The 22715-nt window shown below is 40.5% G+C and carries 22 protein-coding genes; all 22 read left to right on the top strand.

Annotated elements, in window-relative coordinates:
* The first annotated feature begins 9 nt into the window (after positions 1–9).
* The 22 genes from OQ279_RS09330 (at position 10) to OQ279_RS09225 (ending at position 22714) form a co-directional block, all read left to right on the top strand.
* Positions 10–630: a DUF3347 domain-containing protein gene (locus OQ279_RS09330; RefSeq protein WP_265164202.1), complete on the top strand. Its 621-nt coding sequence runs from the start codon at positions 10–12 to the stop codon at positions 628–630.
* A 3-nt stretch (positions 631–633) separates the two neighbouring features.
* A complete protein-coding gene (locus tag OQ279_RS09325) occupies positions 634–1089 on the top strand; it encodes a heme-binding domain-containing protein (protein WP_189602861.1) in 456 nt (151 codons plus the stop codon).
* A gap of 198 nt (positions 1090–1287) precedes the next feature.
* Positions 1288–2073, top strand: coding sequence for a DUF6503 family protein (locus OQ279_RS09320; protein ID WP_266069610.1), 786 nt, complete (start codon positions 1288–1290; stop codon positions 2071–2073).
* A gap of 18 nt (positions 2074–2091) precedes the next feature.
* Positions 2092–2682, top strand: a complete 591-nt coding sequence (locus OQ279_RS09315; protein ID WP_189602862.1) for a DUF2911 domain-containing protein — start codon at positions 2092–2094, stop codon at positions 2680–2682.
* A gap of 34 nt (positions 2683–2716) precedes the next feature.
* A complete protein-coding gene (locus OQ279_RS09310; protein WP_265164200.1) occupies positions 2717–3328 on the top strand; it encodes a helix-turn-helix domain-containing protein in 612 nt (203 codons plus the stop codon).
* Between the two features lie 476 nt (positions 3329–3804).
* Positions 3805–4200, top strand: a complete 396-nt coding sequence (locus tag OQ279_RS09305) for an HYC_CC_PP family protein (RefSeq protein WP_266069609.1) — start codon at positions 3805–3807, stop codon at positions 4198–4200.
* A gap of 105 nt (positions 4201–4305) precedes the next feature.
* Positions 4306–8142: an efflux RND transporter permease subunit gene (locus OQ279_RS09300; RefSeq protein ID WP_266069608.1), complete on the top strand. Its 3837-nt coding sequence runs from the start codon at positions 4306–4308 to the stop codon at positions 8140–8142.
* Positions 8142–9434, top strand: a complete 1293-nt coding sequence (locus tag OQ279_RS09295; RefSeq protein ID WP_266069607.1) for a TolC family protein — start codon at positions 8142–8144, stop codon at positions 9432–9434. Before OQ279_RS09300 ends, OQ279_RS09295 begins: the two co-directional genes overlap by 1 nt.
* Positions 9427–11250, top strand: a complete 1824-nt coding sequence (locus OQ279_RS09290) for an efflux RND transporter periplasmic adaptor subunit (protein ID WP_266069606.1) — start codon at positions 9427–9429, stop codon at positions 11248–11250. The genes OQ279_RS09295 and OQ279_RS09290 overlap by 8 nt, the downstream gene beginning before the upstream one ends.
* A gap of 43 nt (positions 11251–11293) precedes the next feature.
* Entirely contained in the window at positions 11294–11833 is a 540-nt protein-coding gene (locus OQ279_RS09285) for a DUF3347 domain-containing protein (protein WP_266069605.1), read from the top strand.
* Between the two features lie 82 nt (positions 11834–11915).
* Positions 11916–12362 (top strand): hypothetical protein, encoded by a 447-nt coding sequence (locus OQ279_RS09280; RefSeq protein ID WP_266069604.1) that lies wholly within the window; start codon positions 11916–11918, stop codon positions 12360–12362.
* 375 nt (positions 12363–12737) lie between these two features.
* Entirely contained in the window at positions 12738–13112 is a 375-nt protein-coding gene (locus OQ279_RS09275; protein WP_266069603.1) for a YHS domain-containing protein, read from the top strand.
* 165 nt (positions 13113–13277) lie between these two features.
* Positions 13278–15677, top strand: a complete 2400-nt coding sequence (locus OQ279_RS09270) for a glycoside hydrolase family 65 protein (protein WP_266069601.1) — start codon at positions 13278–13280, stop codon at positions 15675–15677.
* A gap of 150 nt (positions 15678–15827) precedes the next feature.
* Complete coding sequence (locus OQ279_RS09265; RefSeq protein WP_189602871.1) at positions 15828–16064, top strand: hypothetical protein; 237 nt, start codon at positions 15828–15830, stop codon at positions 16062–16064.
* 4 nt (positions 16065–16068) lie between these two features.
* Positions 16069–16281, top strand: a complete 213-nt coding sequence (locus OQ279_RS09260; RefSeq protein WP_189602872.1) for an SHOCT domain-containing protein — start codon at positions 16069–16071, stop codon at positions 16279–16281.
* A 17-nt stretch (positions 16282–16298) separates the two neighbouring features.
* Positions 16299–16571: a DUF5676 family membrane protein gene (locus tag OQ279_RS09255; RefSeq protein ID WP_189602873.1), complete on the top strand. Its 273-nt coding sequence runs from the start codon at positions 16299–16301 to the stop codon at positions 16569–16571.
* 165 nt (positions 16572–16736) lie between these two features.
* Complete coding sequence (locus OQ279_RS09250) at positions 16737–17747, top strand: type II glyceraldehyde-3-phosphate dehydrogenase (RefSeq protein ID WP_266069600.1); 1011 nt, start codon at positions 16737–16739, stop codon at positions 17745–17747.
* A gap of 27 nt (positions 17748–17774) precedes the next feature.
* Positions 17775–18110, top strand: coding sequence for a P-II family nitrogen regulator (locus OQ279_RS09245; RefSeq protein WP_266069599.1), 336 nt, complete (start codon positions 17775–17777; stop codon positions 18108–18110).
* Between the two features lie 16 nt (positions 18111–18126).
* A complete protein-coding gene (locus OQ279_RS09240; RefSeq protein ID WP_266069598.1) occupies positions 18127–18957 on the top strand; it encodes a universal stress protein in 831 nt (276 codons plus the stop codon).
* A 2-nt stretch (positions 18958–18959) separates the two neighbouring features.
* Positions 18960–19799 carry an ATP cone domain-containing protein gene (locus OQ279_RS09235; protein ID WP_189602877.1) on the top strand — a complete coding sequence of 280 codons (840 nt, stop codon included), beginning with the start codon at positions 18960–18962 and terminating at the stop codon, positions 19797–19799.
* A gap of 14 nt (positions 19800–19813) precedes the next feature.
* On the top strand, positions 19814–21190 hold the full coding sequence (locus OQ279_RS09230; RefSeq protein WP_266069663.1) for an MBL fold metallo-hydrolase RNA specificity domain-containing protein: 1377 nt from the start codon (positions 19814–19816) through the stop codon (positions 21188–21190).
* 21 nt (positions 21191–21211) lie between these two features.
* Positions 21212–22714 (top strand): thymidine phosphorylase family protein, encoded by a 1503-nt coding sequence (locus OQ279_RS09225; RefSeq protein WP_189602879.1) that lies wholly within the window; start codon positions 21212–21214, stop codon positions 22712–22714.
* Position 22715 lies beyond the last annotated feature (1 nt).

The raw sequence follows: 22715 nt of genomic DNA, 5'->3' as shown, positions 1-22715 counted from the left end.
AATTCAAAAATGAAAAATCTAAAAGTTAACTTAGGAATTGCAATGCTAGTAATTGTGAGCTTAACAGCAGTATCCTGTAAAAACAACAATGAAGAAGGAAACGTTGACCGTTCAGGAATGGACCATGAAAATATGAGCGAAGGTTCAGAAATGATGGAAGGTGGGGAACAAACTTCCGAAAATATGTCTGGCAGTGAAAACCAGGATTCACAGACGGGAATTATCGTTAATGATTATATGGAACTAAAAAATGCCCTGGTAGCCGATAATTCCGAAGGGGCTGCGCAAGCCGGTGAAAGCCTCGTAGCAGCTTTTGAAAACTTTAATATGAGCGGTTATGAAGCTGCCGAACGGCAGGAACTGACCGAAATTATTGAAAGTGCCAAGGAACACGCCGATCATATTTCCTATAGCGATATGGCACACCAAAGGGAACATTTTGAACTAATGAGCATTGATATGGTTGATATGCTGGCTATTACCGGTTCCCCCGAAAGGCTTTATCAGCAGTTTTGCCCTATGTACAACAACAAGAAAGGCGCGATTTGGCTAAGCACCAGTGAGGAAATAAGGAACCCTTACTTTGGACAAAATATGCTTAGCTGTGGAGAAGTCCAGAAGGAAATTTAAGGAATGAAGTTCCTAAAGATCATCGGTCTGATTTTATTGGTTGCCTTTGTGGGGATACAGTTTATCCCCACAAACCGCAATCATAGTGATTATATTCCTAAATCAGATTTTACGGAGATTTACGAGGTGCCCGAAAACATCAATACCATCCTGCAAACCTCTTGTTATGACTGCCATAGCAATAATACCAATTATCCATGGTATAATAAGATCCAGCCGTTTACCTGGTATTTGAACGACCATATTGAAAAAGGCAAGGCAGATTTGAATTTTAGTGAATTTGGGGAATATTCCTCCCGGCGGCAAAGAAGTAAGTTGCGCTCTATAAGCAGCCAGGTGAAAGATGGGGAAATGCCTTTGCAATCATATACCCTGGTGCATTGGGATGCGAAACTTTCTGACAAGGAGAAGGAAGAATTCACAGTTTGGATGGATTCTTTGGCCATGGAAGTAAGGTAAAAGAAAATAATCCCCCGGCCCTGTGCCTGGAAATTGTCTGTTTAATTAGTTAACACTTCAGGTGCAGGGTCTTTATAAAAAGTTTTCAGCAACAAATAAAAATTATAATTATTGGTCAAAAGAAAAACAGGGGTAAAATTGAGGAAAGCCCATCGTTATCTGGGACTTTTCATAGGGATCGAATTTAAGTACTTTAAAATGGGAGAAATCAAAATGAACACCTTTCACAAAAATACAGTTCTAACTGCTATACTGGTTTCAGTATTATCGCTGTCTTGTGGCACTTCCGAAAAAAAATCAGAAGGTGAGAAAATTATAGAGAAAAGTATTGAGGCCTCCGGTGGAGAAAACTATGTAAATGCTGAAATCGATTTCACTTTTAGGAACAGGAGATATAAGAGTAAACGCAATGGGGACATCTTCCGGTTGGAGCGTATTGTAAAGGATTCCGCCGGTAACACCACACATGATGTTCTAAGCAATGAGGGTCTGAAACGTTTTGTAAACAGCAAAGCTGCTACTGTTCCAGATTCGATGGTCACCCGGATAAGTGATGGGGTAAATTCTGTTCATTATTTTGTCCAGGTGCCTTTTGTGCTCAATTCGCCTGCGGCCAACAAAGAACTGTTGGGGGAAGATGAGGTGGAAGGGGAGACCTATTACGAAGTTAAAGTTACCTTTCGTGAGGAAGGTGGAGGGACAGATTTTGAGGATGAGTTCTTATACTGGATCCACAAGGAAAATTTCACGGTAGATTATTTAGCTTATAGGTTTTTTACCAATGACGGGGGAATAAGGTTCAGGAAAGCGTTGAATCCCAGGGTGGTAGAAGGAATCAGGTTCGTAGATTACCAAAACTATAAAGCCAAAGAGTTTTCCACACCGTTACGTGATTTGGACTCCCTATATGAAGCAGGAAAACTGGAATTTTTCTCTGATATCCAAACTGAAAATATTAGCGTAAGCATTAATAAAAACAATTAATTAAACACAACATTTTCCATGAAAACCACAAAATATATTATTTACGTGCTGCTTGTATTATTTTCCACAAGTGGGATGCAGGCGCAACACGAAAACCACCAGGCCGAAAAGGTGACAACACAAAACAAAGAGGTGTTAAGTCCGCATACCAGTACCATGGCCATAATTGATGGGGCTCATATTCATATAGATTATTCTTCACCACGCGTGCGTGACAGGATAATTTTTGGCGGACTGGTAGGCTACAACACAGTTTGGCAGGCCGGAGCTCATAAAGCGACCTGGATAGAAACCAATAAGGATTTGGTAATTGGTGATGAAATATTGCCTGCCGGGAAGTATGCTTTTTTTACAGTTCCCGGTAAAGAAAATTGGAAAGTCATGTTCAATTCCCGTTGGGATCAGCATGGAAAGGATGAATATGATGAAAAAGAAAATGTAGTTGTTTTGGAAGTTCATTCTGAGACGCTGGAGAATGTCCAGGAGGCACTGACTTATGAAGTTCAAAAAATAGAAAATGATGAAGGAGTAATTTCTCTCACTTGGGAAAGAAAGAAAATTAGTATTCCTTTTCAAGTCAGTGCAGATGAACAAAGGATGAATGACTAAGTATAAAACCTAAAGAACTAACCAACCATCAACCATGAAAAAGGAAATTTTAATTGACAGGAATTCTATGAATATTGAAAATCATAGAGTTATTCAGATTAAAAATGTAGTTTGCCAGCGATGCAAAAGGAGCGTAAGAGAAATACTGACTACATTAAAAATTCCTTTCAAAAGAGTGTCTTTGGGAGAGGCAGAGTTGGAAAGGAGTCTCTCAGATTTTGAGTTCACATTGTTTCAGGAAGAGTTACGTAAAGTGGGATTTGAGCTCATTTTCGAAAAAAATGAACGCCTGGTGAACCAGATAAAATCAATAATCATTGCGCGGGTTTACAAGGAGGAAGATTTTGGGAAACAGAAGATTTCAGATCTGTTGACCAGCCGTCTACACTACGACTATAGCCATCTTACCCATATTTTTACAAAACTTGAAGGGAAAAATATTCAGAAGTTTTATAGTGAAGTAAAGATAGAAAGAATAAAGGAGTTATTGGAGTATAACGAGCTAACTGTTTTAGAGATTGCTCATGAAACGGGGTACAGCAGTGCTACCTACCTATCAACCCACTTTAAAAAAGCTACTGGTGTAACTCCTTCGGATTATAAAAATAAAGAAGAAAAACGTAAAACAGATCTCAATAGGTTCTGAGATAGTAAGGAATTGATCTTTTGTGAAAAGAAACATTACAATAAGTTTTTTGTTGAAAGCCATGGGAAAATAGAAGGTTTGGCCGCCTATATTGTCTCAATTTTTAGATACTGGTAATTTAGGTAAAGTAAATATTCTCTTTTCTAAACGTCATATGATTCTTCTATATTTTATAATCTTTTCATGACCATTTTTCGTAGTCTTTACTGTTAAATAATTACAAACCCTTAATAGTGAATGTTTTTTCTGTTATATTAAAAGTGCTTTTGAACCTTTTGAGCTATCTTTATTCTGGATAAGGAAAATGCGTCCTATGTTTAGAATTCTGAGAGAAAAGGGAAAATATGACTTTGATCATATTTGAAAAAAGAGCAATTAATTATTTTTGTTATTGAATTATTAAAATGCTCCAAATATAATTTCAACCTTATTTCAGTGATAATTAGCTAATGAATAGAGGAAATTAGAAGAGTGTTATGAAAGCCTTCCTATTAAAAATATCATCTTTGGTCCTGGCATTTTTAATGTTCCTATCGACAATGTCCTTTACTGTGAATAAACACTTTTGCGGTGATTTTCTTGTGGACCAATCAGTCTTTTTTGAAGCTGATACCTGCGGAATGGAACATGATTCCGGAGTAGCTGATGAGAAAGGTTGTTCTGACGATTCTATAGCTATTGATGGTCAGAAAGATTTGAAGATATCCTTTTATGATCTCAACTTTGATCAGCAAGTATTTCTTGTAAGTTTTGCTTATTCATTTAACGGGCTTTTTGAAGAACTGCCTGCGAAAGATATTCCTTTTATCAAGTATATACCTCCCTTAATCGTTCAGGAAATCCACATATTGAACGAGACCTTCTTAATTTGATTCTGAATTAATATTTAGGCTCTGGTGCTTTACCGCCGGAGCAGAGTTTTTTTGATGTTGCAAACGTGCAGCTTCAAAAGAGTATTAATTCAGAATTAAAACCAAATGCTTAATAAAACTATAAAGTTCTTTTTAGAGAACAAATTGGTGACCGCTTTACTTACGGTTGCCTTAATGGCCTGGGGAGTAGCTACAGCACCGTTTAACTGGGACTTAGACTGGATGCCAAGGGATCCCGTGCCAGTGGATGCCATACCAGACATTGGTGAAAACCAACAAATCGTCTATACCGAATGGATGGGGAAATCTCCTCAGGACATCGAGGACCAAATAACCTATCCCCTTACTACTTCACTCTTGGGAGTGCCAGGCGTAAAAACTATTCGAAGTAGTTCCCTTTTTGGTCTTTCAAGCATCTATATAATTTTTGAAGAGGATGTGGAATTTTACTGGAGCCGCTCGAGAATTCTTGAGAAGTTAAATTCTCTGCCCGCCGGAACACTCCCAGCAGACGTCCAGCCCGCCCTGGGTCCTGATGCTACAGCATTGGGACAGGTGTTTTGGTACACTCTGGAGGGAAGAGACCCAAAAACCGGTGAGCCAACCGGGGGGTGGGATCCTCAGGAGCTTCGTACTATTCAGGATTTTTATATCAAGTACTCTTTATCTGCTGCCGAAGGTGTATCTGAAGTAGCTTCAATAGGAGGATTTGTCAAGGAGTATCAGGTGGAAATTGATCCTACCGCGATGAAAAGCTACGGCGTAAATGTCAAACAAATAATGGAGGCTGTGCGGGAGAGCAATCTGGATGTAGGAGCACGCACCATTGAGTTTAACCGGGCAGAATATCTGGTTCGTGGATTGGGCTATATAGAAAGCCTGGAGGATCTCGAAGAAGCTGTTGTTGCTGTCAATGAGAATACTCCTATTCGCCTCAAAGATGTGGCCAGGATACAGATGGGGCCAGCTACCAGGCGCGGTGGGCTGGACAAAGGGGGCGCAGAGGCAACAGGAGCGGTGGTTGTCGCAAGATATGGCTCGAACCCTCTCGCAGTTATTGATAATGTAAAAAAGGAAATAGAGAATATTGCTCCCGGATTGCCAAGTAAGACACTGGCAGACGGAACTGTCTCCAAAGTTACAATCGTGCCTTTCTACGATCGCTCCGGATTAATTTATGAGACTTTAGGAACCCTGGAGGAAGCACTTATTCTGGAGATCTTGATTAGCATTATAGTGGTCATAGTACTCGTTCTAAATTTAAGGGCAGCTATTATGATTTCAGGTCTACTTCCTATTGGGGTACTCATGACGTTTATAGTCATGCAGTACGCAGGAGTAGATGCCAATATCGTAGCTCTTTCCGGGATTGCCATTGCTATTGGAGTCATGCTTGACGTTGGGGTGATCTTCACAGAGAACATACTGCGACATCTTGAATTACCTGATAATAAAGGTCGTCCTATATTGCCCGTCATCTACGAAGGAACGGTTGAAATTGCCTCAGCCGTATTAACTGCACTGGCAACAACGGTCATTAGTTTTATTCCCGTTTTTGCTATGACAGGACAGGAAGGAAAGTTATTTGGACCACTTGCCTTCACAAAAACCTTTGCCCTTATTGCTGCGATGTTTGTGGGACTCGTTGTGATCCCCGCCTTGGCGCATGGACTCTTTTCCATGAACTTTGGGAAAAAGAAAACCCGGAGAATTTGGAATTTTGCCCTTATTGCATTAGGAATTTTACTATTGTTTAAGGTAGCCTGGGTAGGATTAATGTTTATAGCACTGGGAGTTAACAATCTTCTGGAGCCGCGATGGCCTGAAGAAAAGCGTAAATATCCAACCTATCTAAACATTGGAATTGTATTAGTTGGGGTCCTGTTTTTCTTAAACAGAGAATGGTTGCCACTTGGTGCAGATCAATCTGAATTTACCAATCTCATTTTTGTAGGAGGGATTATAGTCATAGTGCTGGGATTATTAATGGCGATGGTAAAATATTACCAACCCATCCTTAGGTGGGCTTTAGAAAATAAATGGAAATTTTTGTCGCTTCCCATTTTGATAATTCTCTTCGGGCTTTTTACCTGGCAGGGTTTTGATAAGATCTTTAGTCCTGTTGCTACAGGCTTTGATAAACTTGGATATAACGTAAGGCAAACTGAGGTTTGGCTGGGTATAAGTGAAACCTTTCCTGGTGCAGGTGAAGAGTTCATGCCTCCGTTAGAAGAAGGATCATTCTTATTAATGCCCACCACAATGCCCCACTCCGGTGTAGAGGAAAATATTGAAACAATTCGAATCCTGGACAAGAGAGTAACTGCAATTCCAGAGGTTGACATGACGGTAGGTAAATGGGGACGGGCAGCGACAGCTTTGGATCCAGCCCCAATATCGATGTACGAGAATGTTATAAACTACAGGTCGGAATATGTTCTTGACCAGAACGGCCGTCGCATGCGATTTGAAGTGAACGATGAAGAGCAGTATGTTTTGCAGAACGGGGAAGTTTTTGATCCTGAGACGATGCAGCGACAAGATCTTGATGTGTCTCTATTGGTTCCCGACGCAGGCGGTGAATATTTCCGTCAATGGAGGGATCACATCAAATCACCAGACGATATTTGGGATGAGATAGTTAGCACTACCAGCTTACCGGGAGTCACCTCTGCACCAAAGCTGCAGCCCATAGCCACGAGATTAATAATGCTCTCCACAGGAATGCGAGCCCCCATGGGTATGAAAATATTTGGCCCCGATCTGGAAACGATTGAAGAGGTTGGGCTACAAATGGAAGCAATCCTACAAGAAGTGCCGGGTATAAAAGCACCGTCTGTTTTTGCCGACCGGGTAGTAGGTAAACCTTATCTGGAACTTGATATAAACCGACAGGCGATCGCGCGATACGGTTTATCTATTGGTGATGTGCAACGTATAATAAGTGCTGCCGTGGGAGGTATGTCTATGACTACCACCGTAGAAGGTCGGGAAAGGTATGGGGTTAGGCTGAGGTATGCCCGTGAGTTCAGGGATAATCCTGAAGATGTCAAAAGCATACTGGTACCTACCCCTACCGGAGTCCAAATTCCTTTGGGAGATTTGGCGGAGGTCCAGTATGTACAAGGACCTCAGGTCATAAAGAGTGAGGATACTTTCTTGCTCTCCTATGTAATTTTTGATAAGGAAGCTGATGTTGCAGAGGTAGATGTAGTAGAAAATGCACAAGCTCTGATCAATGAGAAAATTGAATCAGGAGAATTTGTAGTACCTCCCGGAGTGAGCTACAAGTTTGCAGGGAACTACGAAAATCAATTAAGGGCTGCAAAAACTTTGTCTATTGTTATTCCTATCAGCTTGTTAGCTATTTTTCTGCTGCTTTACTTCCAGTTTGGCAATTTTCAGACCACATTAATGGCCTTTTCAGGTGTCTTCGTGGCATTGTCGGGAGGGTTTATCCTGCTCTGGTTGTATAACCAGACGTGGTTCCTGGATTTCAATCTTCTTGGAGAAAATATGCGGGAGGTCTTTCAAATAGGGCCTATAAACTTAAGTGTTGCGGTCTGGGTAGGTTTTATTGCCCTTTTTGGGGTGGCAACAGACGACGGCGTACTTATGGGAACCTATCTCAAGCAGGTTTTTGCTGAAGAAAGAACGACAGACAAAGCTTCCATTAGAAGAGCTGTAGTAATGGCAGGAAGTAAAAGGGTAAGGCCCGCTGTCATGACCACTGCAACTACGTTAATTGCGCTAATGCCTATCCTCACTTCTACAGGTAAAGGTTCAGATATTATGATCCCAATGGCGATACCTACCTTTGGAGGAATGCTGTTCCAAACCATAACGATGTTTGTGGTTCCTGTACTGTATAGCATGTGGCAGGAGAGAAAATGGTCAAACCCCAAGTTACAGGAGCAACATAAAAAAGAATTAAATCAGTAATGAGAAAGAAAATCATAAATACAGGCGTTTTGATAATGCTATTTGTAGGAATATCTACAACGGCATCCTACGCCCAGGAAGAAGAATTCGAAAGCAGGTATTTGAATAAATATCTTGTATTGGCAGCCGAAGAAAATCCTGAATTAAGATCCCTTTTCAATGAATATCTCGCTGTTTTGGAGGAGGTAACCCAAGAAGGAACATTGCCCGATCCCCAGGCTAGTTTTGGTTACTTCATCCAACCAGTAGAAACCCGGGTAGGGGCGCAACAGGCTATGGCTTCCTTTAGCCAGATGTTTCCCTGGTTTGGGACTCTTGGAGCTCAGGAGCGGGTTGCGGCTGAAAGGGCTCAGGCCAGGTTACAGGTTTTTGAAGATGCTAAACTTGAGCTTTACAGGGATATAAAAATAACCTACACCGAGTTGTATTACCTTGAAACAGCTATCGAGGTTATGGAAGAAAACCTGGAACTGCTTAGCTCTTTTAAGGCCATTGCTGAGGTGCAGTTCGAGAGCGGGAGTACAGGTTTTTCCTCTGTACTGCAGGTTGAACTGGAAGAGGAAGAATTGGAAAGCAGGCTCGCATACCTGCGGGACAGCAGGCTTCCCCTGGTGACGGAGTTTGAAGAGTTGTTAAATTCAGAACTCCAGGAACCCCTTGAGTTTCCCGACAATCTTTGGGAGGAAGAACTTATAATTGAGAAGAGGGCTCTGCTGGAGATGATCTTAGCCAGAAATCCGCGCCTTGAACAGCTCGACCATGAGGCGAGGAGTTTCGGGGAGCAGCTTACGGTGGCTAAAAAAATGGGTTTACCTTCATTTACGTTAGGTGCAAGCTATACGAATATTGCCCCAAGAACCGATTTAGAACCCGGAATGGCACTTCCCGACAATGGACAGGATGTTTTCATTTTTCCACAGGTGGGGATTCGGATACCTCTTTACAGAAAAAAATACAAGTCCATGCGGCAGGAAGCCATCCTGCAGCAAGAGGCAGTGGAATTGAGAAGGGAAAACCTGGAGAATGAACTGGAAACCGAGTTGGAACGCTTATATCGCGACTACATTGACGCACGACGGAATGTTGAGCTTTATGGCCGTTTAACAACAATTGCCCGACAATCCCTGGAGCTGTTCCAGACTGAACTTTCCACAGGCCGAAATAATGTCCTGGAGATCATTCGTATGGAACGACAGCTTTTAAACTACGGCCTTGAACTGGCAAGGGCAAGAACAGAACAAAATAACAACGTATACAGGATCAATTATTTAATTGGAGAAAATTATGAATAAGATAGATAAGAAATCAATTTATATCGGCCTCGGCTTTTTATTTGGAGGGCTCCTATTGGGGTGGCTTTTTTTTGGTGGAACATCAGAAAGTTCAGCCACCAACGAAAATCAGCTGGAGGAAGCCCATGCTCATGAGGAAGGAGAATCAGAAATATGGACTTGTGCAATGCATCCACAGATCAGACAGGAGGAACCGGGAAATTGTCCCATATGCGGCATGGAATTAATACCCGTAAAAGCGTCTGCAGCTGTCAATGACTCTGAGATACAAATGAGTGAAGCCGCAGCCAGAATTGCCGATATTCAAACCGTGACTGTAAAGGCAGGGTCACCTACTAAAGAGATATATCTTACGGGGAGGGTAACCGCAGATGAGCGCAATGTTTCGGCTGTGACTGCACGTTTTCCGGGACGTATTGAGAAATTATTTGTGAACTTCACGGGACAGGAAGTGAGGAGAGGAGAAAGATTGGCTTCTATTTATTCCCCAGAACTGGTACAGGCGCAAAAGGAGCTATTGGAAGCTGTCAGGTTTAAAGAGACAAACCCTTCCTTTTATGAAGCCGCGGTAAGGAAACTGAAGCAGTGGGATTTGACAGATGTTCAAATTCAGAATATTCAGGAGAACGGGCAAGTGCAATACAATTTTGATATCTATTCAACACAGTCGGGAACCGTTACCAGTAGAAATATAAGTGAAGGGGATTATGTGGGTGAAGGTCAGCCGCTTTTTGATATTGCTAATTTGAACAAGGTGTGGGTTCTTTATGACGCCTATGAAAGCGATCTTGCCTGGATTAAAGAAGGAGATAAAGTTACTTTTTCTGTACCCTCGATGCCGGGTCAAACCTTTTCAAGTACTGTTACTTTTATTGATCCGGTTATTAACCCCCAAACCCGGGTCGCTTTGGTGCGAACAGAAGTAGATAATCCTAAAGGCCAGCTAAAGCCAGACATGTTCGCCCAGGGGGTCATTAATAGCAAACTGGAAAATATGGAAAATGCACTGGTAATACCCAAGTCTTCTGTCCTGTGGACCGGGAAAAGAGCTGTGGTCTATGTAAAGAGCCCGGAGTTTGAAGAGCCTACCTTTGAGTTCAGGGAAGTGGTCTTAGGGCCCGAGGCAGGGGACTTGTATGTGGTTACAGAAGGTCTGGAAGCGGGAGATGAGGTGGTAGCCAATGGAGTATTCAAGGTGGATGCTGCAGCACAATTACAAGGCAAACGAAGTATGATGAGCCCGGAAGGTGGTCCTGCCATGACAGGACACAATCACGGTGGAATGGAAATGGAAGAGGGGAACGACATGCCGGAGCAAACAAAAACTTCAAAATTTGTTCAGGAAGATGTGATGGATATGAGCAAAGATGTCCCTAAAGCTTTCAAAAACCAACTTAATAAAGTAATCGAAGCCTATCTGGAACTTAAAGAAGGACTGGTTAGGGCTAATATAGAGGAGACACAGGAATCGAGTACAGAACTGTTGTCTGCTCTTGATAAACTTGATGGAAATTCCCTGTCTGGTCATGCTAAGGATTTCTGGGAAGAAAAAAAGGCCTTCTTGTTCAAACACACAAAGTTGTGTAAGGAGGCTAATACAATAGAAGGGAAACGCGAAAACTTTATTTTCCTTTCACAGCCTTTAATAAAAATCGTAGAGGCTTTTGGAGCTAACCAGAAGTTGTATGTGAACTTTTGCCCCATGGCCAATAATAACAAAGGTGCCTACTGGCTAAGTAACAGCAAAGAAATCAGGAACCCGTTTTTTGGAGAAGCCATGCTTACCTGCGGTGAAGTGAGATCGACAATAAACTAAAAACTGAAAGATAAATTAAATACTAATATCTAAAATCAAAACTATGAAGATTTTAAAAGTAAAAATTGCAGCAGTATTACTTATGACGGTAAGCCTGGGTTACAGCCAGGAGAAAAAAATGATGCACCAGGACCATCATAAAATGGAGAAAGGTGAGATGAAAATGATGGACAGTAAAATCCCAAAATTTAATAACGAAAAAATAACTACAGCTTATGAAGACTATTTAACCCTTAAAGCCGCAATACTCAAGTCTGATCAAGAACTGGCGAAGGAGGAAGCAGAGCAACTTCTAGGCGCTCTCGGAGAGTTTGAAGGGACTGGTCAATTAAAGAAAATTGTAACAAAGGTGACTACCAGTCCCAATCTGGAAGCACAAAAAGGAGCATTTTCTGAGTTCAGCAATGCATTTGCAAGTTTTCTTGAGGGAAAAATTGCTGACAACCAATTATATCTTGCCCGCTGTCCAATGGCTAATAATAACTCAGGAGGTTTTTGGCTAAGCCACGAAGAGGCAATTCAAAATCCATTTTTCGGAGGAAAAATGCTGAAGTGTGGTAGTATACAAGAAACTATAAAATAAAAAAGACCTGCGTAAGTGGACCGGTGGTTTCCCCTACTATCCCCTCAAGACTTATCCGGTCCATAAAGCAGGCGCAAGAAATATGAAAGCTAAAATAAAAATTTTCGCATTAGCGATAATAGGTACAATGTTTTTGTCCGGTTGTAATTCGCAAGAGAAAGAAAAAGTGCAAACAACGCAAACGGAGGTTAATCAAGTAGCAGAAAGTACTGTGAAAGCAGAGCACAATTATAAAATTGGAGATCAGATCCCAAATAATTTAGTATGTATGGTCAACGATGCATATATGGCCAAAATTCAGATTCCAATAGGTGTAAATGGTAAGATCTACTATGGCTGTTGTAACATGTGCGTTGACACCCTTAACGAAAAAGAAACGGCCCGCGTGGCTGTTGATCCTGTAACCGGCGAGGCCGTGGACAAATCTGAAGCTTTTATTGTCCTGCTAAACAAAAAGGGCGAAGTAGCCTACTACAAATCGGAAGCTACATACAAAAAAGCTTTGAAAACAGGAAAAATTGGAAGTTAGATAATATTAAGGCCTGCATAAATGGGCCGGAGGTTTTTCCCATTCCCCCACATCGGTTACCGGCCCATTGGCAGGCACAATGTATGAACAACAGCACTTTTTGAATAAAGTTTTCGAAAAAGGATCAGGAAGATTTTGAACTAATTAGAGATAATAAGTACCATAAAATTCTATCATGAGATCTTACAGGGAACAAAGGAGAAAATCAAGAAAGAAAAAGAAAAAGAAAGAGCGGTATCGTTCCAAGGCCAAAAAGAGTGATAAATTTCTGGCAATATGTGCTTTCGTAATACTCTTTCTTCTAGCTCTATCCATGGCATTTTTGAGAGACTGGTACTTATAGTGGTGGAATAAAAAAATAGTAAAAATAAAAAGATGAAATCGATTTTTGCGAGCACCCTCAGAAAAAGAAATTTTCTAATCATACTCTTGATTTGGATTACCGCCCTGCTCACCTTCACCTCTTGTAGCAGCAGCCGTATAGATTTAGCTCAAGGTCAACACGTGGATCCTGTATGTGGGGTAGTCGTTAGCGAGAAAAGTGCTATAAACTTTAAATACATGGAAAACACGCACTATTTTGATTCTGAACAATGTCTGACAGTTTTTAGAAAGAATCCAGAAAAGTTTCATAAATCCCAACAAAAAAGAAGGTCTACAAACTGGATGCACATGGGCCTGGCTCCAGTCGGCGGCATCGTAATGGTTTTAGGAATGACGGCAGCTATGATTATTGGAGTAAGTCATTAAGAGAAAAAGATTACCTATTAAATATTGGAAACAATTGGAATATGAACTTTAGAGGTATTAACTGTAAGGAGAATTAATGGTATTATAAACATGATCAGAATGTTATGTAGGTGATGGCGGCCTCTAGAAACTTAGATCGTCAGAAAGTTAAAAAAAATAGAAGCTATGCAAAACTGGAAGCTGAAATATGACGGTTTAAGAAAAGAACAAGAGGGTCTCCGGGAAGCTCTATGTACCCTTGGCAATGGCTATTTCGCCACCAGGGGAGCAGCAGAAGAATCAAAAGCTGATGGCACTCATTACCCGGGCATTTACCTGGCAGGTGGTTACAACAGGCTTAAATCACAAATAGCAGGAAAGACCATTGAAAATGAAGATCTGGTTAATTGGCCTAACTGGCTGCACTTAAGCTTCAGGCTGGAAGGAGATAAGAATTGGTTTCAGTTAGAAAAAAAACAGGTCTTAAATTATGTTCAGGAACTTGATATCTCTGCAGGTATCCTGAGAAGGGAGATGCACTTCATCGATGAACAACAGCGGGAAACAAGGATTATCAGTACAAGACTGGTAAGTATGGATAATCCTCACCTTGCCGCCATAAAATGGGATTTTGTGCTGGTAAACTGGTCCGGAATGGTAGAAGTACGCTCTACCCTTGACGGATCAACAAAAAATGAGGGCGTAAAACGATATAAACCTTTAAAGAATCAGCATCTAAAAATAATTAAAAAAGGAGAAGCAGAAAATGCCATTTACATTCTGGTTCAAACGAATCAATCCCTCCTCTATATGGCTCAGGCAGCCAAATGCGTTATTTTTTCTAAAACTCAAAAGCTGGATGTAATACGAAAGTTTTTTCGGGAAAAAGAGGTAATTGGTGAAATATTCACTTTTCACGTGACTCTGGGAGAACAAGTTTCTATAGAAAAAACGGTGTCCCTTTTTACCTCCAAAGACGATGCAATAAGTGAACCGCTCAACGATGCTTTGAAGCAAGTAAATGGTCAGGCAGATTTTTCTGTTGTAAAAAGAAGACATTCTGAAGCCTGGAAAAGATTGTGGAACAAGTTTGATATTTTCGTCAATGCATCGGGAAACTCTCAGCTCCTCCTCAGATTACATATTTTTCATTTGCTTCAAACGGCTTCTAAACTTACCATTGGTCGGGATGTTGGATTACCGGCGCGAGGTTGGCATGGAGAGGCTTATCGTGGCCATATTTTCTGGGATGAGTTATTCATATTCCCAATTCTTAATTACCGCCTACCTGACCTTACCCGTTCCCTGCTCCTCTATCGATATAAACGCTTAGAAGAAGCTAAAAAACTCGCTAAAAGGGAAGGTTATGATGGAGCTATGTTCCCCTGGCAAAGCGGAAGCAATGGACGGGAAGAAAGCCAGGTGGTTCATTTAAATCCGAAATCTGGACAATGGGTTCCAGACAATACATACCTCCAGCGTCATGTTAATCTCTCTATAGCTTATAATATCTGGCAATATTATGAAGTGACGGCAGATAAAAACTTCATGAAATTCTACGGTGCTGAGATGCTCATTGAAATCGCTCGTCTCTTTACCGGACTGGCCAGCTGGAGCGATTCAAAACAGCGTTACGAAATAAGAAAAGTAGTAGGCCCCGACGAATTCCATACCGCCTATCCTGGAAGTGACAGACCGGGAATAAATAACAATGCATACACCAATGTCATGGCTTCCTGGCTTTTCTCCCATTCTTTAAAAGCATTTGATTTAATTGGAATTACCCGTCGGGATGTTTTAAAACAAGAGCTGCAGTTGGATGACAGGGAGTTGGAAAAATGGAAAGAAATAGGAAGCAAATTATATATTCCGTTTATTGAAGAAGGAATTATCGCCCAGTTTGAGGGTTATGAACAGTTGGAGGATTTCGAATGGGAAGCCTATCGAAAGAAGTACAACGATATTCACCGGCTTGACAGAATATTAGATGCCGAGGGTGACTCTGTTAATCGCTACAAGGCTTCCAAGCAGGCAGATGTGCTTATGCTCTTTTACCTTTTTTCTTCTGAACAATTAGTACTGCTATTCAAAGGTTTAGGGTATGATTTCACTCCATCCAACATTCCTGATAACATTAAATACTACGGTACCCGCACCTCAGATGGTTCTACTCTTAGCCGTATAGTCCGGTCCTGGGTTGTGGCCAGATCCGATCGTAAATGTGCTTGGCATTGTTTCAGAGAGGCACTTGTTAGTGATTTTGAAGATGTGCAGGGCGGCACCACACCCGAGGGTATACATCTGGGCGCTATGGCAGGTACCATAGATATTGTACAAAGGTGTTTTACAGGTTTGGAGATCCGAAATGATGTGCTTTGGCTAAATCCCCAATTACCCAAAGAGATAAATTCCCTCAGTATGAAGATCAATTATAGAGGTGTATGGTTACAGTTAAACTTTTCGGCCAATAGTTGTCGAATAGAGCCTCTGGATGAAGTTGAATCCGACATAAAAATTCAATTTAAGAAACAATCTTTTACAATTTCCAATAAATCAACTAAAGTGATTCAATATCAACAAAACTAAAGATAAATAGATGAGAAAATAACCTATACAGTCAACAAAGAGTATTGAATGTTGGGCAGAATTGAGCAATATCATGTTTTTAAAACATCTTTTTTGTTAACTTATAATATACTCTATGAAGTAATTGTTTAATCATTAAAATAAATTAAAATGAAAAATCACTGGTTATGGATGATCATCGGATGTGTTTTACCTCTTTTGCTCATCTTTTTGGCCCCATCAATTGGATTGGGTGGTGATGTCTGGCTTTTCACATTTATCATCATAATGTTTGCCATACATCTAATGATGCCTATGCGGCATGGAGATCATACTCACGGGTTAACCGATGAGAATTTAAAGAAAAAAAGCAAAGATCAAGTAACAAACCAACATCAAAAAAAATAAAGACATGCACAATTATGATGGATTTTTTGGAATGCACCTCATCTGGTGGTTCATCTGGATAGTTTTTCTTATCTGGGTTTTCATGATACCAACACAATGGGGAAAAAAAACAAGAAGAGAAGAACCACTGGACATCCTAAGAAAGCGATTTGCACGTGGCGAAATTTCGAAGGAACAGTTCGAAGAACAAAAGAAGCTATTAGAATCGGATAAATAATTTTAAAATCTGAAAATATGTATCGATTAAACATAAAAAAATTTGGTTTGGCACTCGGTCTTACCGGAGCTCTCCTTTATGTGGGGTGTGTACTGGTGATGGCCACAGTGGGGCGGGAAGGAACAGTAAAGTTCTTTAACAGTCTTTTACACGGACTGGACACAAGTAGTATAATAAGAATGGATGTGCCTGTACTGGAGGTGTTCTTTGGAATTATCCAGGTTTTCATCTTAAGCTGGCTAATCGGTGCTTGTGTAGCGGCATTTTATAATGCTCAAGTAAAAGGTTAAAGGATACTGCTGCATTTAATGCTTTTGTAATTAAGGATCTACTTGAAATACACTTTTAATCGAGATAAGCCACTCGCCTGGTACATCCAAAGCATAATCAGGTTACTTTAAACACGAAAGTAATGTGAAACAAAGGAACAAGATCAAATTAAAAAATTGGAAGTCATGAAAAAAATAGCAGTAGTAGGTTATGGAGTCATCGGCAAAAGAGTTGCCGATGCCATTGACAAACAACATGATATGGAGTTAACCGGCATTTGTGATATCATAAGTGACTGGCGCATAGAAAATGCGGTAAGAAAAAACTACAATATTTACAGCGCGACACAAGAAGCAGAAAAGGAAATGAAAAACGCCGGATTCTCCGTTAAAGGCGGAATGACAGAGCTTTTAGATCAGGTGGACCTGGTTGTGGATTGCACCCCTAAAAAAGTTGCCGCAAAAAACGTAGAACGATACAAAAGTCAAGGTAAAAAATTTATTGTACAAGGAGGTGAAAAGCATGAAACTGCGGGCCATTCCTTCAGTGCCGAAAACAATTACCAAACCGCTCTAAACATAGATGCTACGCGGGTGGTTTCGTGCAACACCACCTCCATTTTAAGAACTCTTACGGCTCTAAAAAGGGCAAATCTGTTACAAAGTGCCCGCGGTACTCTTTTACGAAGAGCAACAGATCCCTGGGAAAGCCATATGGGGGGAATCATGAATACAATGGTTCCTGAAAAAGATATTCCCAGTCATCAGGGTCCCGATGCTCAAAGTGTAGATCCCGAACTGGATGTTATTACTGCTGCAGTAAAAGTACCTGAAACCCTGAGCCATATGCACTACTGGAATGTGCGACTGACAAAAAAGGCCTCAAAAGATGAAGTTTTAAATGCTTTTAAAACGTCGACAAGAATTAAGATGATTCGGTACGAGCAGGGTTTGGTTTCAAACAATACTATAAAAGAAATGTTCCTGGATATGGGAAGACCCTGGGGGGACATGTACGAAGTTGCACTTTGGGAGGATATGTTGAAAGTACAGGGAGACGAACTCTTCTATGCCTATGTGGTAGACAACCAGGCTATTGTAATCCCCGAAACTATTGATGCGATAAGAGCACTCACAGGTATCATAGAAGATGAACACGTATCCATACTTAAAACCAACCGCACGTTAGGAATATGATTTATCAATAACAATAAATAAGAGGTTATGAAAGAAATAAAAGCATTCATACGGCCAAATAAAATTAAGGAGGTGATTTCTTCCTTGAGGAGAGAGGGCCATTGCTGTTTAACAGTCTTTGAGGGAGAAGGAACCGGCGATTACACAGATCCTGGAGAAGATTGGCCTTCCCTCAAACTACCATTCCTCCACAGCAAGATCTATAAACTGGAAATCGTCTGTGAGGACAGTAAAGTGGCGGCTATTTGTGACATCGTTCGTCAAAATGGCAGAACAGGAAAAAGTGGTGATGGTCTCATATATGTTTCTGATGTCCAGGATATATTTAAGATAAAAAATACCAAAAACGATAATGTGAAATAACTAATAATTTTAAATTATGAACAATATACTTGTACCTACCAATTTTTCTGAAAATTGTCAAAAAGCAGAGGAGCTGGGGCTCAAAATGGCTAAATTTTACAATTCGGAAATCCATTTCTTCCATTACGTAAAAACCCCGGTTGACTGGGTTCGACTGGACAAACAGAAGGAAGATCTATACCCCGAAACAAAATTAAAGATTGGCAGCGCGAAGGCAGATTTGAGAGAATTAGAAAAAAAAGCAGAGGGCCTTGGACTTAAATGCAGAACCTTTTTGGAATATAATGGTGAAATAAGCAACATCCTAAGCCACTGCGGTCATTTTGAACATGATTTTATAGTTACCGGTAGTAGTGGCACAAAAGGAGGAATTCGTGAATTACGGGGAAGCAATGTAGAAGAAATAGTGAGAAAAGCCGAGGTGCCTGTCATCGTAGTTAAAGATAAGGATGTTTCTTTTCCTTTTAAAGACATTTTGTTTGTCTCAGATTTTAAAGAAGATGTGACAGAAGAATTTCAACACGTAAAATCACTTGCTGAAAAATGTGATGCACGTATCCATTTATTAAAGGTGAATACTACAACAGATTATAATAGTATTGAAAAGAGTCTGCAACCTATAAAAGATTTCCTTGAAAATTTCCCAGGGCTCACAACTTACTCAATGAATGTCTATAACGAATCGGGTGTAGAGGAAGGAATAAATGATTTTTTGATCTACAAAAATGTGGATCTTATTGCCATGTGTACGCACGGGCGCACGGGATTTTTAAGTCTCTTCTCCAGTAGCACCGTTGAAAAGGTAACCAACCATTCTGAATTGCCCGTTATGACAATTAAAATGTGACTATGAAAAGATCAGTCCTGGTTAAAAAGTCTTCGGGTGAGTATGAGGATTTCCAAATTGAAAAACTCATCAATTCCCTTAGGCGGGCGGGAGCAAATGAGGTTATTGTTAAGGATATAGCTCATAAGGTGTATGAACAGCTTGAAGAAGGGATGACCACTAAAAGGATCTATGAGGCAGCGTTTAAAATGCTTAAGGCAAAATCGAGAGTAAGTGCCTTTAAATACAAGCTTAAAAAGGCATTGATGGAATTAGGCCCTTCTGGCTTCCCATTTGAAAAGTTGGTAGGCAAATTATTGGCACACGAAGGATTTGAAACAAAGGTTGGTGTGATTGTACAAGGCAATTGCGTTCAGCATGAAGTGGATGTGATAGCGCAAAAAGGTGAAAAACATTATATGATTGAATGTAAATACCATAGTGATCAAGGCAGGTTTTGCAATGTAAAAATTCCTTTGTACATCCATTCCCGTTTTTTAGATGTGGAAAAACAGTGGAGACGTAAAAAGGGTCACCAGAACAAAATCCACAAAGGAGGTTTATATACCAATACACGTTTTACATCTGATGCCATAAACTATGGCAATTGTGTTGGCCTGCTAATGACCAGTTGGGATTATCCAAAGGAGAGTGGACTCAAAGATAGAATTGACCAGGCGGGATTGCACCCCTTAACAGCCTTAACAAGTTTAACGAAAGCTGAGAAAACAAAATTATTGGATGAAGGCATTGTTCTCTGTAAAGAACTCCACGAAAGTCCGAACTTGTTGGATAAAGTAGGGATTCCCAACTCCCGACACAAAAGAATTCTGGAAGATTCACTTGAACTATGCAAAATCTAATCCTAGAACAACCGATGAAAACTAATCAAATAAACATTCACTTTTTGGGGGCAGCAGGTACAGTAACCGGCTCAAAATATTTAGTGGATACAGGAGATAAAAAGATACTCATAGACTGCGGACTTTTTCAAGGGCTAAAGGAATTACGCCTTAAAAACTGGGAGTACCCACCTGTTAATGTTGCAAATATTGATGCTGTTTTGCTCACCCACGGCCATATGGACCATACAGGTTATCTGCCGAGGTTGGTGAAACAAGGCTTCAATGGTTCCATCTATGGTACGAATCCTACTTTGGACATTGCAAAAATCATATTGAACGATAGTGCAAAAATTCAGGAACAGGAAGCAGAACGTGCCAATAAAGAAGGCTATTCCAAACACAGTCTCGCAGAACCGCTTTACGATTTAAAGGATGTAGAAAAAACCATTCCGCATTTTAAGGGCATTCCACAAGCACAATGGATTCCGTTATTTGATGGTATCAGGGCTCGGTTCCAGTACAGCGGGCATATTCTGGGTGCAACTTATATTGAGTTGGATATTTATGGAAAACGCTTTGTCTTCTCTGGAGACATTGGTAGAACCAATGATTTATTGCTCTATCCACCCCTTAAACCAAAAAAAGCGGATATACTTTTCGTTGAATCCACTTACGGAGGAAGGTTTCATCCTGATGAAGTAGAAGCGCTTCCAAAAATCGAAAAATTAATCAACGATACCATCAATAGAGGTGGCAGCTTATTTATTCCCAGTTTTTCGGTAGAGCGTGCACAATTGATGATGCTCATCTTTTGGAAATTAATCAAGGAGAACAAAATTCCCAAAGTACAAATGATTATGGACAGTCCTATGGGTGCCAACGTATTGGAACTGTTTCATAGAACTCGTGATTGGCACAAATTGGAAGATAACGAATGTGACGAAATGTGCTCACACTTTACGGTTGTTAGTAGTTATCGGGAAACAATGGAGTTAAGAACCAATAACAAACCGAAAATTGTAATTGCAGGGAGTGGAATGCTCACAGGTGGAAGAATGCTCAACTATCTTGAAACCCAGGCGCAAAATCCCAACAACACTCTGCTTTTTATAGGCTACCAAGCCGAAGGCACACGTGGCAGAAAATTATTGGAAGGTGAGAAAGAACTAAAAGTCTATGGAAAATGGGTACCTTTTAAAATGCAGGTCGCTGAAATTGAAGGTCTCTCGGCACACGCAGACCACGCAGAACTTATAGAATGGATGGGGGACATTAAAAATAAGCCCGAACGTATATTCATCGTCCACGGTGAAAAAGAAAGTGCAGAAGCATTACAAAAAGGTATCAAGGAAACCTATGGATGGAATACAGAAATTCCGCAATTATACACCATCGAAGAAATAGAATAAATCCCAGCAATCAATAAAATAATGGACCCACACTCAAACATACTAAAATATAAACATCTCGGGATTTACACCCAAAACGAATATGTAGTGTATATGCGTGAGGATTGCCACGTCTGTAGTTCTGAAGGGTTTGTAGCACTAACAAGGATCAGGATATCAAATGCAACCACCTCAATCGTCGCAAGCTTGAACGTTTTGAGTTCCGGCCTTCTTTTACCAAATGAAATAGGCCTTTCGGATGCTGCAGCAAAAAAACTGAATGTTTCCCAAAATGAAATGCTGTATGTTTCCCATTTGGAGCCTATTGAATCGTTAAGCCACGTAAGAGCTAAAATCTATAATCAAAAACTGGATTTTAAAGCCTATAACAACATCATCAACGATATCGTAGAAGGCAATTATTCTAACATTCACCTATCGGCATTTATTACAGCCTGTGCGGGCGACCGAATGGATATTGATGAGATATGCGACCTTACTAAAGCAATGATAGCTTCAGGAAGACAGTTGGACTGGAGTAAAGATATTGTGGTCGATAAACATTGTATTGGTGGTTTACCAGGCAATAGAACAACCCCATTGGTAGTAGCTATTGTTGCCGCTTATGGACTTACAATGCCTAAAACTTCGTCACGTGCCATCACTTCACCAGCTGGTACAGCAGATACGATGGAAGTATTGACCAATGTAACGCTCTCTTCCGAAGAAATAAAAGCTGTAGTCGAAAAAGAAGGAGGATGTTTTGTCTGGGGAGGTACAGCGCAATTAAGTCCTGCCGACGATGTGCTCATTAAAGTTGAAAAAGCTTTGGATATCGATAGTGAAGGTCAGCTCATCGCTTCTGTACTTTCTAAAAAAGCGGCGGCAGGTTCTACTCACGTTGTCATTGATATTCCAATTGGTGAAACCGCCAAGGTTCGCAGTACTGAAATGGCTCTAAAATTAAAAAATCATATGGAAACCGTTGGCACTGCTGTTGGGTTGAAGGCAAAAGCTGTGGTTACTGATGGAACGCAGCCTGTTGGAAGGGGTATCGGTCCCACTTTAGAAGCTATTGATATATTAAAAGTTTTGAAAAATGAAGCTGATGCACCTAAAGACCTAACAGAAAGAGCATTGCTTTTAGCCGCTGAACTATTTGAGCTTTCTGGAAAAGAAGAAAAAGGAAAGGGACTGGAAACAGCACGTCAAATTCTCAAATCTGGAAAAGCTTATGAAAAATTTGTGGCCATTTGCAAAGCACAAGGACGCTTTTCAAAACCTGTTTTAGCACCTCATAAGATGGAAATTACAGCCGAAAGATCCGGAATTTTAAAAAGAATTGATAACCGAAAAATAGCGAAGCTCGCAAAGCTTTCAGGAGCACCTCAATCTATTTCGGCAGGAATTCTATTAAATATCCATTTGGGAGAACAAATAGAAAAGAATCAATTGCTATATACTTTATATGCTGAATCCAAAGGCGAACTTAACTATGCATTGGAATATAAAAATAACCATAACGACATCATAACCATAATTTAAA

The sequence above is a fragment of the Salinimicrobium profundisediminis genome (assembly GCF_026241755.1).
Taxonomy (GTDB): Bacteria; Bacteroidota; Bacteroidia; order Flavobacteriales; family Flavobacteriaceae; genus Salinimicrobium; species Salinimicrobium profundisediminis.
This window is presented reverse-complemented; position numbering and strand designations above follow the sequence as displayed.

Coding starts and splice junctions, on each gene's coding strand:
- OQ279_RS09330 (WP_265164202.1), top strand. CDS start 10: ATGAAAAATCTAAAAGTTAACTTAGGAATTGCAATGCTAGTAATTGTG.
- OQ279_RS09325 (WP_189602861.1), top strand. CDS start 634: ATGAAGTTCCTAAAGATCATCGGTCTGATTTTATTGGTTGCCTTTGTG.
- OQ279_RS09320 (WP_266069610.1), top strand. CDS start 1,288: ATGGGAGAAATCAAAATGAACACCTTTCACAAAAATACAGTTCTAACT.
- OQ279_RS09315 (WP_189602862.1), top strand. CDS start 2,092: ATGAAAACCACAAAATATATTATTTACGTGCTGCTTGTATTATTTTCC.
- OQ279_RS09310 (WP_265164200.1), top strand. CDS start 2,717: ATGAAAAAGGAAATTTTAATTGACAGGAATTCTATGAATATTGAAAAT.
- OQ279_RS09305 (WP_266069609.1), top strand. CDS start 3,805: ATGAAAGCCTTCCTATTAAAAATATCATCTTTGGTCCTGGCATTTTTA.
- OQ279_RS09300 (WP_266069608.1), top strand. CDS start 4,306: ATGCTTAATAAAACTATAAAGTTCTTTTTAGAGAACAAATTGGTGACC.
- OQ279_RS09295 (WP_266069607.1), top strand. CDS start 8,142: ATGAGAAAGAAAATCATAAATACAGGCGTTTTGATAATGCTATTTGTA.
- OQ279_RS09290 (WP_266069606.1), top strand. CDS start 9,427: ATGAATAAGATAGATAAGAAATCAATTTATATCGGCCTCGGCTTTTTA.
- OQ279_RS09285 (WP_266069605.1), top strand. CDS start 11,294: ATGAAGATTTTAAAAGTAAAAATTGCAGCAGTATTACTTATGACGGTA.
- OQ279_RS09280 (WP_266069604.1), top strand. CDS start 11,916: ATGAAAGCTAAAATAAAAATTTTCGCATTAGCGATAATAGGTACAATG.
- OQ279_RS09275 (WP_266069603.1), top strand. CDS start 12,738: ATGAAATCGATTTTTGCGAGCACCCTCAGAAAAAGAAATTTTCTAATC.
- OQ279_RS09270 (WP_266069601.1), top strand. CDS start 13,278: ATGCAAAACTGGAAGCTGAAATATGACGGTTTAAGAAAAGAACAAGAG.
- OQ279_RS09265 (WP_189602871.1), top strand. CDS start 15,828: ATGAAAAATCACTGGTTATGGATGATCATCGGATGTGTTTTACCTCTT.
- OQ279_RS09260 (WP_189602872.1), top strand. CDS start 16,069: ATGCACAATTATGATGGATTTTTTGGAATGCACCTCATCTGGTGGTTC.
- OQ279_RS09255 (WP_189602873.1), top strand. CDS start 16,299: ATGTATCGATTAAACATAAAAAAATTTGGTTTGGCACTCGGTCTTACC.
- OQ279_RS09250 (WP_266069600.1), top strand. CDS start 16,737: ATGAAAAAAATAGCAGTAGTAGGTTATGGAGTCATCGGCAAAAGAGTT.
- OQ279_RS09245 (WP_266069599.1), top strand. CDS start 17,775: ATGAAAGAAATAAAAGCATTCATACGGCCAAATAAAATTAAGGAGGTG.
- OQ279_RS09240 (WP_266069598.1), top strand. CDS start 18,127: ATGAACAATATACTTGTACCTACCAATTTTTCTGAAAATTGTCAAAAA.
- OQ279_RS09235 (WP_189602877.1), top strand. CDS start 18,960: ATGAAAAGATCAGTCCTGGTTAAAAAGTCTTCGGGTGAGTATGAGGAT.
- OQ279_RS09230 (WP_266069663.1), top strand. CDS start 19,814: ATGAAAACTAATCAAATAAACATTCACTTTTTGGGGGCAGCAGGTACA.
- OQ279_RS09225 (WP_189602879.1), top strand. CDS start 21,212: ATGGACCCACACTCAAACATACTAAAATATAAACATCTCGGGATTTAC.